This window comes from Streptomyces sp. NPDC089799 (assembly GCF_040684755.1).
Lineage (GTDB): Bacteria > Actinomycetota > Actinomycetes > Streptomycetales > Streptomycetaceae > Streptomyces.
Genome location: NZ_JBFBGR010000022.1, coordinates 49,375 through 65,757, shown reverse-complemented (window position 1 = coordinate 65,757; position 16,383 = coordinate 49,375). Strand labels below are relative to the sequence as shown.

Below are 16,383 nucleotides of genomic sequence, written 5' to 3'. Positions count from 1 at the left end.
TACGGCACCAGCACAGCACCAGCACCAGCACCGAGGAGAGCAGGAACAGTGAGCGGCAAGGGCGCACCCGAACTCAGCGTGAAGAACTGCGGCGACCTGCGGGTCGCGGTCATCGCGGCGCAGTGGCACGAGAAGGTCATGGACGGCCTCGTGGACGGCGCCCTGCGCGCCCTGCACGAGCTCGGCATCGACGAGCCGACCCTGCTCCGGGTCCCCGGCAGCTTCGAGCTCCCGGTGGTGGCGAAGGTACTCGCCGGTCGCGGTTACGATGCCATCGTCGCCCTCGGCGTGGTCATCCGCGGCGGCACCCCCCACTTCGACTACGTGTGCCAGGGCGTCACCCAGGGCCTGGTGCAGGTGTCGGTCGAGACCGGAGTCCCCGTCGGCTTCGGCGTTCTGACCTGCGACAACGACGAGCAGGCGCTGGACCGCGCCGGACTCGAAGGGTCGAACGAGGACAAGGGGCACGAAGCGGTCACCGCCGCCGTCTCCACCGCGATGACCCTGCGGACGGTCAGCGAACCCTGGCGCTGAGTCGCGGCGGGGGAACCCGTATTCTGAGGACCATCATGGCGAACAAGACATTCGAGGAGCTCTTCGCGGAGCTCCGGGCCAAGGCCGACGGCGACCCCGGCACCTCCCGCACCGCAGAGCTGGTCGGCAAGGGCGTCCATGCCATCGGCAAGAAGGTCGTCGAGGAGGCCGCCGAGGTCTGGATGGCCGCCGAATACGAGAGCAAGGAAGCCGCCGCCGAGGAGATCTCGCAGCTGCTGTACCACGTCCAGGTGATGATGGTCGCGCGCGAGATCTCCCTGGACGACGTCTACAAGTACCTCTGATCCGGTACGAGCACCTCCGGCCGGCCCAGCCGCCGGCCACCCCCTCACCCCCGCTCCGCACAGCACCACTCTCACGCGAACAAAGGAACCGTCCTCATGCTGCGCATCGCCGTCCCCAACAAGGGTTCACTCTCCGGACCTGCGTCGGAGATGCTCCATGAGGCCGGTTACCGGCAGCGCAAGGAGTCCAAGGAACTCGTCACCGTCGACCCCGAGAACGAGGTCGAGTTCTTCTACCTGCGCCCCAAGGACATCGCGATCTACGTCGCGTCCGGCAAGCTCGACATCGGCATCACCGGTCGCGACCTGCTGCTGGACTCCGGAGCCAACGCGGAGGAGATCCTCCCGCTGAACTTCGGCCGCTCCACCTTCCGCTACGCCACCCGCCCCGGCACCGCCAAGGGCCCGCAGGACTTCCACGGCATGACGATCGCCACCTCCTACGAGGGCATCGTCGCCAAGCACCTCGCGGACCAGGGCATCGACGCCTCCGTCGTCCACCTCGACGGAGCCGTCGAGACGGCCATCCAGCTCGGCGTCGCCGAGATCATCGCGGACGTGGTCGAGACCGGCACCAGCCTGCGCAACGCCGGCCTGCAGGTCATCGGCGAGCCGATCCTGAAGTCCGAGGCCGTCGTCATCCGGCGCAACGGCGCCGACGCCGACCACCCGCAGGTCCAGCAGTTCCTGCGCCGCCTCCAGGGCGTCCTGGTGGCCCGCTCGTACGTGATGATGGACTACGACTGCCGCGCCGAGCACCTGGAGCGCGCCGTCGCCCTCACTCCCGGCCTGGAGTCGCCGACCGTCTCCCCGCTGCACAACGAGGGCTGGGTCGCCGTCCGAGCGATGGTCCCCGCCAAGGACGCCCAGCGGATCATGGACGACCTGTACGAGCTCGGCGCCCGCGCGATCCTGACCACCTCGATCCACGCCTGCCGCCTCTGATGGCCGCGCACACGAGCACGGGCACGGGCACCGACCTGCCGGCCCTCCCCGTCACCTTCCGGCCCACCCGCACCCGGATCGTCCTGCTCACCACAGGAGCGGCGATGTTCGCCACCATCACGGCGATCGCGCTGCTCCTGGAACGGCTCTCCGCCGGGGAGCGGATCAGCTTCGTCTTCACGGCGGCGCTGCTCACCTCCGTCCTGGTGCTGCTGTCCCGGCCCAAGGTGGTCGCCGACGACGAGGGCGTGACGGTGGTGAACCTGACCACCAGGCGCCGCCTGGCCTGGGCGCAGATCCTCCGGGTCAACCTCCGGCCGGGCGACCCCTGGGTGTTCCTCGACCTCAGCGACGGCACCAGCCTGCCCGTCCTCGGCATCCAGCCCGGCATCGCCAGGCAGCAGGCCATCACCGACGCCCGGGCCCTGCGCGGCCTCGCCGAGACCCGCGGCACGGGCGCGCACGAGGGCTGACCCGCAGCCGGCACACCGCCGCCGCCCGCCGACGCACCGCCGCCGCCCCCCGACGCACCGGGTGACGCCGGGGCACACGGCGGGCGTCCCCATTGCGGGGACGATCTCACTGACTACTCTGGTGGCGGGGCGCACGAGCGCGCCCTGCCACCGGCCCCGGTTCCGACCAGGCCCGTGGGCACCTGCGACTCGAGGAGTGACTCCCTCCAGCAATGGACGGATCGTCCGGTAGTACCCGCGCCGCCCTCTCCCCGGAGGAGGCGGCGGCATCATGACCATCCCGCTACTCCTGCTCGGGGCGGCCTTCGTCCTCATCCTCGCCAACGGCTTCTTCGTGGCTGCCGAATTCGGCCTGGTCACCGTGGAGAAGCCGGAGGCCGAACGCGCCGCCGCCGAAGGCGACCGGCGCGCCCGTACCGTCGTCGAGGCCCTCCGCGAGCTGTCCTTCCAGCTCTCCGGCACCCAGCTCGGCATCACGATCACCTCCCTGGTGGTCGGCATGCTGGCCCAGCCGGCCCTCGCGGCGCTGCTGTCCGGCCCGATCGCCGCCACCGGCCTGCCCCGCGGGGCCGTCCCCGGCATCGCCGTGGTCATAGGCATGCTGCTGGCCTCCGCCGTACAGATGGTGGTCGGCGAACTCGTCCCGAAGAACTGGGCGGTCTCCCGGCCGCTCCAGGTCGCCCGGTTCGTGGCCGGCCCGCAGCAGGTCTTCTCCCGTCTCTTCCGGCCGGTCATCGCCGGCCTGAACTCCGTCGCCAACCGGCTCGTCCGGGCACTCGGCGTCGAACCGGCCGAGGAGCTGGCCTCCGCCCGCACCCCCGGCGAGCTGGTCTCCCTGGTCCGCCATTCGGCCCAGGCCGGCGCCCTCGAACAGGACACCGCGGACCTGTTCGTCCGTACCCTCTCGCTCGGCGAGCTCACCGCGCAGCACGTGATGACCCCCAGGGTGAAGGTCAGCGCCCTCCAGTCCACCGCCACCGCGGCCGACGTGGTCAACCTCACCCGCGCCACCGGGCTCTCCCGCTTCCCCGTCTACCGCGACCGGATCGACGAGATCACCGGCGTGGTCCACCTCAAGGACGCGCTCGCCGTGCGGGAACCGGAGCGCGCCCGGACCGGCGTCGCCCTGATCTCCGTACCGCCGCTGCTGGTCCCGGGCACCCTGCCCGTGCAGCCGCTGCTGGAACTGCTCCGCAGCGAGCAGCCGATGGCCGTGGTCGTCGACGAATACGGCGGCACCGCCGGGGTGGTGACCCTGGAGGACATCGTCGAGGAACTCGTCGGCGAGGTCCGCGACGAGCACGACCACACCGAGGCCGGGCCCGAGCTGGCGCCCGTACCCGCCGAGGACGGCAAGCCCTCCTGGGAGGCGGACGGCAGCTGCCGCGTGCACACCCTGCGCCGGATAGGCCTGGAGGTGCCCGAAGGCCCGTACGAGACCGTGGCCGGACTGGTCGCGGACCTGCTGGGCCGCATCCCGGCCCCGGGAGACCGTGCGGAACTGCCCGGCTGGCGGCTCTCGGTCCGCCGGGTCGGACGCAACCGGGCCGAACGGGTCCGGCTGGTCCGCCTCCTGCCGGCGCCGATCCCCGGCCCCGGTACCCCGGCCGGCACCGGGTCCGGCACGTTGTCCGGGTACGGCACCGGACCGATCGTGGCTCCGGCCGCCTTCGGCGTCAGCGCCGTCGCCGAGCCGGACCGGACGCCCGCCCTGGTCCCGGGCGGCCCCGCCCCGGACCGTCCCGCCGCGGACCGCACCGCCGGAGCAGGGGCGGTCGGCCGGTGAACGCGCTGCAACTCGTCTTCGCCCTGGTCCTCGTCCTCGCCAACGGGTTCTTCGTCGGTGCCGAGTTCGCCCTGGTGTCGGTCCGCCGCAGCCAGATCGAACCGCTCGCCGCGACCTCCAAGCGGGCCCGCCAGGTGCTGCACGGCCTGGAGAACCTGCCCCGGATGATGGCCGCCGCCCAGTTCGGCATCACCATCTGCTCCCTCACCCTGGGCGCGGTCGCCGAACCTACGGTGGCCCGCCTGCTGGAACCGGTCTTCCACGCCGCGCACGTCCCGCACGGCCTCGTCCACCCCCTCGGCTACGCCGTCGCGCTCGCCGCGGTGGTCTTCCTCCACCTGGTCATCGGCGAGATGGTCCCCAAGAACCTCGCCATGGCCGCGCCCGAGCGCACCGCGCTCTGGTTCAGCCCCGGCCTGGTCGCCTTCGCCCGCGTCTGCGGGCCGGTCACCGCCGCCCTGGGCGCCTGCGCGCACTTCGTGCTCCGCCTGTTCGGCGTGGAACCCAAGGACGAGGTGGAGGCCGTCTACGACAGCTCCCAGCTGGGCCGGCTGGTGGAGGACTCCCGCCAGGCCGGACTGCTGGAACCGGACGAGCAGCAGCGGCTGGAGGACGCCCTGGAACTGGGCAGCCGCCCGGTCACCGACGTCCTGCTGGCCCGCGACCGCCTGGTCACGGTCGGCCCGTCGGCCACGCCCCGGCAGATCGAGCAGCTCACCGTCCGCACCGGCTACTCCCGCTTCCCGGTCCGCTCCCACACCGGCGCCTTCATGGGCTACGTCCACGTCAAGGACATCCTCGACCTGGAGGAACGGGAACGGGCCGTGCCGCAGCGGATCTGGCGGCGCATGCCCACCCTGTCGGCGACCCTGCCGCTGGACGACGCGCTGACCGTGATGCGCCGCTCCGCCACCCATCTGGCGCAGGTCGCCGACCAGACCGGCCGGGTCCTGGGCCTGGTCGCCCTGGAGGACGTCCTGGAAACCCTGGTCGGCGAGGTCCGCGACCCGTCCCACCGCGTCCACCGCGTCCCGGCCGCCCGCCCGTAGCACGGCGGCGGGCCGCAACGCTCCCGGAGACGTCGGGCCGGCCCCGCGGGAACACCCCGCGGGGCCGACCGGTCCGGCGGGCGACCCTCCCGGGGGCACGCCCGCCGGCGGATCACCCTCCTGAGGTCACGCCCGGCGGATCACCCTCCCGCGGTCACGCGCCGCCGGAGCGGTCCCGTACGACGTGCTCGGCGGCCTCGTGCTCCGACATGGGCGGATCGATCTCGTCCACGGTCAGCAGGCTGGTGTCGTTCCGGAGGTAGCCCTCCCACGCCTCGGCCATCTCCGCCAGCTCCTCGCGCGACAGCCCCTCGGCCTCCTCCCGGCTGGCCGGGCTCAACGCGTGGAGGAACCGCGTCACGGGGTCGGTGTCCATGGGTCTGCCTCCTGCTGGGGGAGCGGTGCGGGCCGGCCCGGGTGGGGGCACGCCGCGACGTCGCCTCCTCCCTTCCACCGACCCCGCACGAGGACACCCCCCGGACGTCCGTACGGCCCAACGCCCGACACCCGCGGTGGCCGCCACGGCCGCGTGACCGGGCATCAGGCCGGGGCGCCGTTCCCGCGGCCGGCCGGGGTGATCAGGCCCGTCTCGTAGGCGGCGATCACCGCCTGGGCCCGGTCGCGGAGCCCGAGCTTGGCCAGGATCCGGGCGACGTGCGTCTTGACCGTGGCCTCGCCGAGATGGAGGCGGTCGGCCAGCTCGGCATTGCTCAGGCCCCGTGCGAGGGCTTCCAGCACCTCCAGCTCGCGCGGGGTGAGGGCCGACAGATCACGGTGGAGGGACACCGTCCGGTCGTCGGCGGAGGCGAAGCGCTCCACCAGCCGCCGGGTGATGGCCGGGGCCAGCAGGGCGTCCCCGGAGCGGACCAGGCGGACGGCGGCGGCCAGGTGCTCGGGGGTCACGTCCTTCAGGAGGAACCCGCTGGCGCCCGCGGTCAGGGCGGCGTACACGTACCGGTCCAGGTCGTAGGTGGTGAGGATGATGATCCGGGGCGCCGGTCCGCCATCCCGCAGGATGCGGCGCGTGGCCTCCAGTCCGTCGGTGCCGGGCATCCGAACGTCCATCAGGACCACGTCCGGCAGGGTGCGCCGGACCGTGTCCACCGCGGCGTCGCCGTCGGGAGCCTCCCCGACCACCTCGATGCCGTCGGCCGTGAGGATCATGCGGAACCCGGTGCGTACCAGCGCCTGGTCGTCGACGATCACCACTCGGGGTGCCCCGGTCACGGCTCCTCCACCGGAATCACCGCGCGGAGCCGGAAGCCCCCACCGGGGCGCCCGCCCGCGTCCAGCGAACCGCCGTACACCGCGAGCCGTTCCCGCAGCCCGGCCAGACCGTGCCCCGTGCCCCCGCCGCGGGGTGCCCGCGGCCGGCCGCCGTCGTCCGTGACCTCCACCCGCAGCTCTCCGGGCGCGTACTCCACCGACACCGACACACTCGCCCCCTCGGCATGCTTCACCGTGTTCGTCAGCCCCTCCTGCACCACCCGGTAGGCCGCCAGGTCCACCCCGGCGGGCAGTCCCACCGGGGCGCCCCGCACCTTCAGCCCGACCGGAACGCCGGTGCCCCGCACCCGGTCGGCGAGCTCCTCCAGCCGGTCCAGCCCCGGCTGCGGAGCCAGGTCCGCCCCGGCGGCCGGGTCGGGGCCGCCGGCCGCCATGGTGAGCAGGCCCATCACGTGGCGCAGCTCCGACATCGCCGACCGGCCGGCCGACTCGACCGCCATCATCGCCTCCCGCGCCTGCCCGGGTGCCGTGTCCAGGACCTTGCGCGCCGCCCCCGCCTGGATCGTCATCATGCTCACGTTGTGGGTGACCACGTCGTGGAGCTCCCGTGCGATCCGCGACCGCTCCTGGTCCACGGCCCGCCGCAGCGCCTCCCGTTGCTCCTCCTCCAGCCTCCGCGCCCGCTGCCGCCAGCTGTGCAGGCTGTGAGCGGCGAGGGTCACCGGGAGCAGCACGAGCACCGGCACCAACCCCTGGTCCACCTCGGGGGCCAGGGGGAAGGCCGCGTACAGTGCCACCCCGGCGAGCAGCGAGACCGCGACGGCCTTGCGGTGCGGGCTGTGCACCGCCGCGCTGTACCCCGCGATCAGAACGGCGGCGAAGGTACAGGCCGTGGCATCGTCCGAGGCGGAACCCCGGTGCAGCAGCAGCGTCGCGGCCGTCACCGCCCAGAGGACGCCGAGCGGGAAGCGGCGGCGCAGCACCAGCGGCAGCGCGGTCAGGACGGCGACCGCCAGCTCCCAGGGCTCCACGGGAGGCAGGACGTGCACGACGGCCGGCCCGGGCGGCCACTCGACAGGGGGCGGACCGAGTCGTCCGGGGCCCGGTGACGGGAGCTCGTACGGCGGCGGGTGGGCGTCGACGTACGACCGGTTGAGGTCGGCGATCACCGTCCACACCGCGAGGGCCACGGCGATCAACGCGTCGGCGGCCCATCGCAGGACTGCCTCTCTTCGGCTCATCGGATCAGTGTGCCCGCGACCGGCCGGCAGTGGATCAGCCGCAGGGAGCAGTGCCCCGCACCCGGCGACTACGCCGAGCGGATGACGCCCGCGGCCCTCCGTAGGACACGGTACGGATTGTCCCCACCGGGGCCGACGCGGATCCCGCACGGCCGCTCCTAGCGTCGGGGCCGAAGAACACCCCGACCCCATGACCGTGGAGGACCTGTGACCGACCCCCGGAACGACGACCCGCTCATCGACGTGCACGACGTCACCAAGGCTTACGGCGAGGGCCCGCACGCGCTGGCCGGACTGACCCTGCGGGTCCGGGCGGGAGAGGCGCTCGCCGTGCTGGGCCCCTCCGGGAGCGGCAAGTCGACCCTCCTCAACCTGATCGCCGGACTCGACCGGCCGACCTCGGGCAGCGTCACCGTCGACGGGGTGCGCGTGGACCGGCTGAACGAGACCGCGTCCGCCACGTACCGCCGCTCCCGCATCGGGATGGTCTTCCAGTTCTTCAATCTGCTCGACGATCTCACCGTCATGGAGAACGTCCTGCTGCCCGCCCAGCTGTCCGGCACGCCCCGGGCCCGGGCCACGGCCCGGGCCGGCGAACTCCTCGCCCGCCTCGGCATCGAACGCCACGCGCGGAACCGTCCTGGCAGCCTCTCCGGCGGCGAACGCCAACGCGTCGCGGTGGCCCGCGCCCTGATGAACCGTCCGCCGCTGCTCATCGCCGACGAGCCGACCGGCGCCCTGGACAGCGCCTCCGGCGCGGGCGTCCGTGACCTGCTGCGCGAGCTGAACGCGGACGGGCAGACCATCCTCCTGGTCACCCACGACCTGACGCTGGCCGGGTCCTGCGCGACCCGCACCGTGGAACTCGTCGACGGGCGCATCGCCCGGGACGTGCCGGCGGTGACCCGGTGAGCGGGCCGGAACCGCGCCCGTACGGCGCGCTGGGGCGGGTGGTGCGGGCCGGCGTCGGACGGCGGCGCGTCCAGACCGCGGTGATCGTCCTGACGGTGCTGTTCTCGGTGGCCTCCTCGGTGCTGGCCCTCGGCCTGCTGGTGGTCTCCGCCGCGCCCTTCGACCGGGCCTTCGCCCGGCAGAACGGCGCGCACCTGACCGTACGGTTCGACGGCACGGCGACCACGGCGGCCCAGCTGGAGGCCACATCCCGGCTGCCCGGAGTCCAGGCCGCGTCGGGACCGTTCCCCGTGGTCTCGGCACGCTTCACCACTTCACTCACGACACCGCCCGGCTTCGAACCGCCCCCGCTGACGGTGGCCGGGCGTACCGCGGCCGAAGGCCCGGTGGACCGGGTCGGCCTGGTGGATGGGCGTTGGGCCGTCGCCCCCGGCGAAATCGTCGTGGAGGCGGCCTCCCGGCAGCCCGGGACCGGGCCCGGTACCCGCCTGACCACCGGCGGCACCACCCTCACGGTGGTCGGCATCGCCGGCTCGGTGGGACGCAGTGCCGACGCCTGGGTCGTCCCCGGCCAGCTGACCGCCCTGGCCGGCGGACACCCCGACCGGCAGATGCTCTACCGGCTCACCGAGGCCACGACCGCGGCACAGGTGACCGCCGCCCGCGACCGCATCGCCGCCGCCCTGCCGGAACGGGCGGTCGACGGCATCCAGTCCCACCTCGACGTCCGGCAGGCCGCCCAGGAGGACACCGCGGCCTTCATCCCCTTCGTCACCGCCTTCGCCCTGCTGGGCCTGGCCATGTCCGTCCTCGTGACCGGCCTCGTGGTCAGCGGCGCCGTGGGCGCCGCGACCCGCAGGATCGGCATCCTCAAGTCCCTCGGCTTCACCCCGGCACAGGTGGGCCGCGCGTACGTCGCCCAGGCACTGGTGCCGGCTTCGGCGGGCGCCGTACTCGGCGCGCTCCTGGGCAACCTGTTCGCCGTGCCCCTGATGGCCGAGGTCGCCGAGGCGTACGGGACGGCCGCGGTGCTGATCCCCGTCTGGGTGGACCTGGCGGTGCCCGCGGGCGCCTTGGCGCTGGTGGCCGCCACGGCCTTCGGACCGGCGCTCCGGGCCGCCCGGATGCCCACCGCGCAGGTGATCGGCATGGCCGGCCGGGCCGCCGGGAGCGCACGCGGACACCGGATACGGGTCCTGCTGGGCCGACTGCCCGTGCCGCGTCCGGTCAGCCTCGGCCTGGCCGACCCGTTCGCCCGTCCGGCCCGTTCGGCGACCACGGCGGCGGCGGTCGCTTTCGGAGCGCTGGCGGTGACCTTCGCGGTGGGCCTGGGCAGCACGCTGGTTGCCGTCAGGACCGACGGCGACCCGGACCGCGGCGGGCACGTCACCGTACGCACCCTGCCCCGGCCGGGGCAGGGTCCGGACGGGGCAGGCCTCCGCCGCGAGCCCGCCGACCCGGCGGCGGTGGCCGCGGCGATCGCGGCCCGCCCGGACACGGCTTCCTCCTACCGGACCGCCACCACCCGGGTGGCGGTGGCGGGCCTCACGGGCAGCGCTCACCTGGTCGTCTACGAGGGGGACGCCTCGGGCGCCCCGCACACCATGGTCTCCGGCCGCTGGTTCGGCGAACGCGGCGAGGCGGTGGCCCCCACCCGTTTCCTGCGGGCCGCCGGTGTCCGGGTGGGCGACACGGTCACCCTGTCCGAACAGGGGCGCACCGTCCGGCTGACGATCGTCGGCGAGATCTTCGACCTCGGTGACAAGGGCATGACCCTGCGGACCGGCCTGTCCTCCGTGGCCGCGCTGAACGCCCGCTTCCTGCCGAGTGACTTCAGCGTGCGGCTCACCTCCGGCACGGACCCGGCCGGTTACGCCGCCGCACTGAATCCGGCCCTGGAGCCGCTCGGCGCCCACGCGGCGGCCACCGAGGGCGGCAAGTCCAGCGTGATCCGGGCGATGCAGGCGCTCACCGGCATGCTCACCCTGATGCTGGTCACGGTGGCCGGCCTGGGCGTGCTCAACACGGTGGTGCTGGACACTCGTGACCGAGTCCGCGACATCGGGGTGTTCAAGGCCCTGGGCATGACACCACGGCAGACCGTCACCCAGGTCCTCACCGCCGTGACCGTCACCGGGCTGGCCGCGGGCGCGATCGGCGTACCGCTGGGGGTGGCCCTGCACGGCCGGGTGATGCCCGCCATGGGCCGCGCGGTCGGCACCACGATCCCGCCCGCGGACATCGACGTGTACGCCCCCGCCCTGCTCGCCCTGCTGGCCCCGGCGGGCGTTCTGATCGCCCTGGCGGGCGCCCTTCTCCCGGCGACCTGGGCCGCCCGAACTCCCTCCGCCCGAGCCCTGCGCGCGGAGTGACCCGGACGCCGAGCCGGCCCCTGCCGCCGTGTGGGCGGTCGTGCCGCACGGCGACGGCGGTCCTCCCCTGGCTCCGCCGGGGGGTCCCCCGGCGGAGCCAGGGCGGCCTAGAGCGGAGGCTGCTCCGGGCGGTCGCGGTCCGCCGGCCCCCGCCCCGACAGGACCTCGCCGTACGCCTGCATCAGGTCCGGCAGCCGCAGCGTCGCCAGGTCCTCCCGGGACGGCGTCCCGGGACAGCCGGCCAGCCGCAGGTCCCGGTACGCGCAGCTCTTCTCGTACAGCGTGCGCAGGAACCGGCCGTTGCCCAGCTCGTCGATCCAGCCCTGTTCCACCACGTGGGCGCTGATGCTCCGGAGTTCCTCCAGCGCCTCCTCGTCCCAGCCGTCGCCGTTCGCCCCGGCCAGCACCCCGCCGATCGAGGTCAGCTCCGCCGGACGGTAGCTGGGGAAGTCCACCCGGGTGGTGAAGCGCGAGGACAGCCCGGGGTTGGCCGCGAGCAGCCGGTCCATCCCCGCCGGGTACCCCGCCAGGATCACCACCAGGTGGTCCCGGTTGTCCTCCGCCCGCTTCAGCAGGACCTGCAGCGCCTCGTCCCCGTACGCGTCGCCCTTGCTGTAGCCCGAGTTCGACAGGCTGTACGCCTCGTCCACGAACAGCACCCCGCCGATCGCCGAGTCGATCAGCTCGTTCGCCTTGACCGCCGTCTGCCCCAGGAACTCGCCCACGAGGTCCGCCCGCTGGGCCTCCACCAGATGGTCCCCGCCCAGCAGCCCCAGCGCGTAGAACACCCGGCCCAGGATCCGCGCCACGGTGGTCTTGCCCGTCCCCGAAGGCCCGGAGAACACGAAATGCCGCTTCGGGGGCTGCACGGGTAACCCCTGCCCGGCCCGCAGCCGGGCCATGTGCAGCTGCGCCGACAGCGCCTTCACCTGCCGCTTCACCGGCTCCAGGCCCACCATCCGCTCCAGCTCGCCCAGTGCCTGCGCCAGCAGCTCCGGATCCGGCGGACCGGCCGGCAGCCCCGCCGGCACGGGCTGCGGCGGCACCGGAGCCTTCCGCCGTACGCCGTCCGGCCGGCCCGGGGCCGGCGGCGGCACGACCGCACCGCCGGATCCGGCCGGGCCCGCGCCCGGGTACCGGGGTTCGAGCGGCTCCCCGCCCAGCAGGGCGTCGGGATCGGCCGAGGGGCCGTCCAGGGCAGCCCCGCCGCCCAGCGACACCGCCGCGAAGTCACCCCCGACCGGGGACAGGTCGTACCCCTCCAGCCCGTCGGACTCGGCGATCGCCGTCAGCCGGGCCGCCGTGTCCATGAACGCCGGATCCACCCGGTGCACGGCCCGGTACAGCGGCAGCGCGGCCGCGCTGCGCCCCGTACCCTCGTGCGCACGCGCCAGCCAGTAGCGCAACTCCTTGCGCTGCGGCTGCTCGCTGCGGCACCGCATCAGCGCCGTGGACAGCATCGGCTCCGCCTGCCCGTACATCTCCAGCCGCACCCGGGCCATCCCGCCGAACAGGCCGGCCTCGATGCCCAGCAGCGGATCGTCCACCAGCGGCTCGGTGTGCCGGACCAACTGCTCCCAGTCCTTGACCAGATACGCCCGGCAGGCGTGCAGGAACCGGACCTGGGGATCGGTGTCCACCGGCGGCAGTTCCGCCAACGCCTGGTCCAGCTCCGGCACATGACGGCCGTCCAGCCAGTGCGAGGCGTGCGCCAGCAGCAGATCGCGCCGGCTCTCCAGCACCGGCTGCACCCACCAGCCCAGCCAGTACCAGGAGTTCAGGGTCCGCCGGTGGCGGGCCCGCTGCTCCCCGAACCGGTCCCGGTGGGTGTACATCCGCAGCAGCGCGTTGGTGGTGTCCGCCCGCAGCGCGTGCAGTCCCAGCCAGGCGTCCGCCATCGCGGGATCGATCCGTACGGCCGTCCGGAACTCGTCCTCGGCCTGCGGGTAGGCGCCCATCGTGCAGGCGTCCACCCCTCGCAGCCAGGCGAGTTCGGCCGGGGCGTGCGCGCGGCCGCTGCCCTGCGTGCCGAAGTCCATCACGTCCCCCACAAGCCTGCCCCCGTGGCACGCGGGAACGACCGCCTCGTACAAGCGAGTTGCTCCGGCGTGGATGAATTCAGGGTCGCATCGTACCTGCGGGCGTCGGCCTTACGCAGTGCACTGCGCGCACTGATCGACCGGGCCGTACGGGGAGCGTGGTGACGCAGGGTGAAGGAGGGGGAGGGGGTGAGGGCAGAACGAAGCCCCCGATCACGGGGGAACAACCGGGGGCTTCGTGTCCGCTGCGGCCGTGTGAGACCGCGCATTGAGAACGTAAGGCCGGTGCGGGCCCCAGGTCAAGCGGGTGCGGACAGGCCCGCGGAGGCGGAATTCCGGGGTGGCTCAGGCCCGGGGGAGGCTGTCACCGTCAGTGACGGAACCGGGGGTTCCTGCCGTCCCCCCCTCCCCGGAAGTCCACTCGTATCCCGTGTCGCACTGGCGTACCAGGGTGTCGGCGAAGGGGCGCGAAGGATCATCCGCGAAGTGCGCGAGTTCCGCGCGCTCCCATCCGTCCCAGAAGCTCGTGAGTGCGCTCCCGTCCCGCGCGCGGCCGCGCCCCCAGGAGTGCTCGCGCGGCGTCTCCATCCACAGCAGCCGGGACAGGTGCGGGCGCAGCGCGCGCCGGCCGGCGCCGACGCCCTCGATCAGCACCAGCGGCGCGGGCTCCAGCACCCGGGCCGGACCGAAGCGGCGCTCCACCCAGTCGTACGGCTCCCAGCGCGCGGGCCGCCCGGCGGCGAGCGGTTCCAGCACCTGCTGCCGCAGTCGACCGGTCCAGGCGAAGAGCTCGTCGTGCGTGGCGATGTCGTCGAGGTGCAGCACGGGAACGCCCCCGCCGAGCGCCTCGGCCAGCCGCCCGGTGAACGTGCTCTTGCCGGAGCCGGCGTGCCCGTCGATCCCGATCAGCCGCACCGGCCCCACCGAGGGCGCGACCGCCCCCAGCTCCCGCGCCAGCCTCTCCAGCCCCTGCCCACTCACCACGCCCCCACGATACGCACCCCGCGGCGCGCGGCCGCCGGGCGCCCGTCGCGCGACACGCGACGTGGGGGCCTGGCCCAAGGGCCCCGTGAGCTGGGACGCTGGCCGGAGCCGCCGCTCGACCCACCAGGGGGTACCGATGACCGACCTCACCCCGCGCCGCACCCTGCTGGCCGCCGCCCTGGCCGCGGCCGCCGGTTCCGGCAGCGCCGCCTCGGCCGCCGAGCGCCCGGACCGGCCGGCGCGGCCGGAGCACCCGGAGCGACCGGAGGGTCCGGAGCGCACAGAACCGGCGGACGCCGAATCGGCGGCGACGACCCCCACCGTCGACAACCTCTTCTGGCACAGCCACGCCCACTGGACCGCCGGCACCCACCGCAGCACCGTCGCCGACCCCTCCCGCTCCGGCCTCACCTTCCTCACCCCCCACGGCCGCACCGAGTACGCCGACCCCCACACCGGCCGCAAGAGCACCTGGGAGTACGCGACCTGGACCTCCCCCGTGCACCGCTCCACCGTCCCCGCGACCGAGGTCATCGCCTCCTGGAACGCCGGCACCCCCGCCGGCACCTGGCTCCGCGTGGAGCTGCGCGGCACCTACACCGACGGCACCCGCACCCCCTGGTACGTGATGGGCTGCTGGGCCGCCGGCGACACCGACATCCGCCGCACCTCCGTCGACGGCCAGACCGACGGCCGGTCCACCGTCTGGACCGACACCCTCACCGTCGACGACCCGCAGAAGGCCGGCGGCCTCCGCCTGCGCGACTGGCAGCTCCGCCTGACCCTCCACCGCCGCCCGGGCTCCACCGCCTCGCCCCTGGTCCGGCTCGCCGGAGCCATGGCCTCCGATGTGCCCGACCGGTTCACCGTCCCCGCGTCCACGCCCGGCCCGGCCCGCGAGCTGAACGTCCCGCGCTACTCCCAGGAGGTCCACGCCGGCCGGTACCCCCAGTACGACAACGGCGGCGAGGCATGGTGCAGCCCCACCTCCTCCCAGATGATCATCGAGTACTGGGGTCGCAAGCCCGCCCCCGCCGACCTCGCCTGGGTCGACCGCTCCTACTCCGACCCGCAGGTCTGCCAGGCGGCCAGGTCGACGTACGACCACGCCTACAAGGGCTGCGGCAACTGGCCGTTCAACGCCGCCTACGCCGGCACCTACCCCGGCCTGGCCGGCGTGGTCACCCGGCTGACCTCCCTCACCGAGCTGGAGGCCCTGATCCGGGCCGGCATCCCGGTCATCACCTCCCAGTCCTTCAAAACCGGGGAGCTGACCGGGGCGGGGTACGGCACCGCCGGGCACCTGATGACCGTGATCGGCTTCACCGACGCAGGGGACGTGATCGCCAACGACCCGAACTCGGCCGACAACGCCGCCGTCCGCCGCGTCTACCGGCGGCGCGAGTTCGAGAACGTCTGGCTCCGCACCAAGCGCCACAACGCCTCCGGCAAGGTCGCCTCCGGCACCGGCGGGATCTGCTACCTCTACGCCCCGACCCACCTGGACCCCGTCCGGATCGCCGCGCTGCGGGCCGTCCGCGTGCTGTGACTTCGGGCATGACCAGGCCCAACCCGGCACGGGCGGGCGCAACCAGGCACGGTCTCAGGTATGACCAGGCATGCAAGCGGGCATAAAGCAGACATAAAGGGCAGCGAACACGTCTCTAGGAGGCGGCCCGCAATGACCACCCAACCCAGAATCGAACACCACCCCGACCTGGCCGAGATGCGCTCCCGGTTCGAGCGGGTGACCAGCACCCCCCGTGCGCAGGCCGTGGAGACACTGGCCCTGATCACGGGCCTGTACCTGGCGGCCTCGCCGTGGATCGCCGGGTTCAGCGGCCTCGGCCCGCTGGCCGTCAACAACCTGATCGCGGGTCTCGCGTTCTGCGTCTGCATGAGCGGCCTCGGCTCCGCCTACGAGCGCACCCACGCGATGGCCTGGACGGCGGTCGCCCTGGGCGCCTGGACCATCATCGCGCCGTGGGCGATCGCGGGTGAGATGGACACGACCCGCACCGTGATCAGCAATGTGATCACCGGCGCCGTCGCCCTCTGCCTCGGCCTGGCCATGGTGGCCATGGCGGGAAGGGAGCGCGCCGGCTGACCGGCCCGCACCCGGCCCGACCGGGTCCGGCGCGGGCCGAACCGGTCCGATCCGCTCCCGGCACCGGCCCCATCGGGAGAAAGGGGCCCCGGCGGCAGTGACCAACGTCTCTACCGCCGGGGCCCCTGCCGCTGGCACATTGGAAGGGCGTCCGGGGGGAGCGACCGTCCACCTGCCCGCCGAACCCGATGCGAGACCGCCCATGACTGCGAACAGCGCCGCCCTGTCCCGAGCCCGCGACCGTGCCCGTACCGGTGGCCCCGAGGGCGACTCCAAGTGGCTGGAGAACATCTGCGGCTGGGCGCTCGTGGTCGTCGTGGCCATGTTCGTCACCCAGGTCGGCTGGTTCTAGCCCTCCGCCGACGTCCGAACCGGCCCGCCGACGTCCGAACCGGCCCGCCGGCGACCG

16 protein-coding genes are annotated in these 16,383 nt (G+C 73.9%); 11 read left to right on the top strand and 5 right to left on the bottom strand.

The annotated features are described in order from the left end of the window. Positions 1 to 48 precede the first annotated feature (48 nt). The 6 genes from ribH to AB0O36_RS23600 all read left to right on the top strand — a co-directional run bounded on the left by ribH (position 49) and on the right by AB0O36_RS23600 (position 5,092). On the top strand, positions 49 to 534 hold the full coding sequence (gene ribH / locus AB0O36_RS23625; protein WP_365113712.1) for a 6,7-dimethyl-8-ribityllumazine synthase: 486 nt from the start codon (positions 49 to 51) through the stop codon (positions 532 to 534). Positions 535 to 569: 35 nt separating this feature from the next. Further along, positions 570 to 839 carry a phosphoribosyl-ATP diphosphatase gene (locus AB0O36_RS23620; RefSeq protein WP_365113710.1) on the top strand — a complete coding sequence of 90 codons (270 nt, stop codon included), beginning with the start codon at positions 570 to 572 and terminating at the stop codon, positions 837 to 839. 96 nt (positions 840 to 935) lie between these two features. Continuing rightward, positions 936 to 1,784 (top strand): ATP phosphoribosyltransferase, encoded by an 849-nt coding sequence (gene hisG / locus AB0O36_RS23615; RefSeq protein ID WP_365113708.1) that lies wholly within the window; start codon positions 936 to 938, stop codon positions 1,782 to 1,784. After that, complete coding sequence (locus AB0O36_RS23610) at positions 1,784 to 2,257, top strand: PH domain-containing protein (RefSeq protein WP_365113706.1); 474 nt, start codon at positions 1,784 to 1,786, stop codon at positions 2,255 to 2,257. Before hisG ends, AB0O36_RS23610 begins: the two co-directional genes overlap by 1 nt. A gap of 271 nt (positions 2,258 to 2,528) precedes the next feature. Beyond that, a complete protein-coding gene (locus tag AB0O36_RS23605; RefSeq protein WP_365113704.1) occupies positions 2,529 to 4,043 on the top strand; it encodes a hemolysin family protein in 1,515 nt (504 codons plus the stop codon). Beyond that, positions 4,040 to 5,092: a hemolysin family protein gene (locus AB0O36_RS23600; protein WP_365113702.1), complete on the top strand. Its 1,053-nt coding sequence runs from the start codon at positions 4,040 to 4,042 to the stop codon at positions 5,090 to 5,092. The genes AB0O36_RS23605 and AB0O36_RS23600 overlap by 4 nt, the downstream gene beginning before the upstream one ends. A 154-nt stretch (positions 5,093 to 5,246) precedes the next feature. Here AB0O36_RS23600 and AB0O36_RS23595 read toward each other — a convergent pair whose 3' ends face one another. The 3 genes from AB0O36_RS23595 to AB0O36_RS23585 form a co-directional block, all read right to left on the bottom strand. After that, on the bottom strand, positions 5,247 to 5,468 hold the full coding sequence (locus tag AB0O36_RS23595; protein ID WP_365113700.1) for a hypothetical protein: 222 nt from the start codon (positions 5,466 to 5,468) through the stop codon (positions 5,247 to 5,249). 164 nt (positions 5,469 to 5,632) lie between these two features. Next, complete coding sequence (locus AB0O36_RS23590; RefSeq protein ID WP_365113698.1) at positions 5,633 to 6,319, bottom strand: response regulator transcription factor; 687 nt, start codon at positions 6,317 to 6,319, stop codon at positions 5,633 to 5,635. Next, positions 6,316 to 7,560, bottom strand: coding sequence for a histidine kinase (locus AB0O36_RS23585; protein ID WP_365113696.1), 1,245 nt, complete (start codon positions 7,558 to 7,560; stop codon positions 6,316 to 6,318). The genes AB0O36_RS23590 and AB0O36_RS23585 overlap by 4 nt, the downstream gene beginning before the upstream one ends. Before the next feature lie 207 nt (positions 7,561 to 7,767). Here AB0O36_RS23585 and AB0O36_RS23580 point away from each other — a divergent pair, with 207 nt between their 5' ends. Beyond that, entirely contained in the window at positions 7,768 to 8,472 is a 705-nt protein-coding gene (locus tag AB0O36_RS23580) for an ABC transporter ATP-binding protein (RefSeq protein ID WP_365113694.1), read from the top strand. Continuing rightward, positions 8,469 to 10,844, top strand: coding sequence for an FtsX-like permease family protein (locus AB0O36_RS23575; protein ID WP_365113692.1), 2,376 nt, complete (start codon positions 8,469 to 8,471; stop codon positions 10,842 to 10,844). Before AB0O36_RS23580 ends, AB0O36_RS23575 begins: the two co-directional genes overlap by 4 nt. A gap of 107 nt (positions 10,845 to 10,951) precedes the next feature. Here the strand turns inward: AB0O36_RS23575 and AB0O36_RS23570 are convergent, their stop codons facing one another. Beyond that, positions 10,952 to 12,883: an AAA family ATPase gene (locus AB0O36_RS23570; RefSeq protein WP_365113690.1), complete on the bottom strand. Its 1,932-nt coding sequence runs from the start codon at positions 12,881 to 12,883 to the stop codon at positions 10,952 to 10,954. Between the two features lie 345 nt (positions 12,884 to 13,228). Next, a complete protein-coding gene (locus tag AB0O36_RS23565; RefSeq protein WP_365113688.1) occupies positions 13,229 to 13,867 on the bottom strand; it encodes a hypothetical protein in 639 nt (212 codons plus the stop codon). A gap of 136 nt (positions 13,868 to 14,003) precedes the next feature. Here AB0O36_RS23565 and AB0O36_RS23560 point away from each other — a divergent pair, with 136 nt between their 5' ends. From AB0O36_RS23560 to AB0O36_RS23550, 3 genes are all read left to right on the top strand, one after another. Next, complete coding sequence (locus AB0O36_RS23560; protein WP_365113686.1) at positions 14,004 to 15,416, top strand: C39 family peptidase; 1,413 nt, start codon at positions 14,004 to 14,006, stop codon at positions 15,414 to 15,416. A 132-nt stretch (positions 15,417 to 15,548) separates the two neighbouring features. Next, a complete protein-coding gene (locus tag AB0O36_RS23555; RefSeq protein ID WP_365113684.1) occupies positions 15,549 to 15,974 on the top strand; it encodes an SPW repeat protein in 426 nt (141 codons plus the stop codon). 202 nt (positions 15,975 to 16,176) lie between these two features. Continuing rightward, positions 16,177 to 16,326, top strand: a complete 150-nt coding sequence (locus AB0O36_RS23550; protein WP_365113682.1) for an SCO1431 family membrane protein — start codon at positions 16,177 to 16,179, stop codon at positions 16,324 to 16,326. Positions 16,327 to 16,383 lie beyond the last annotated feature (57 nt).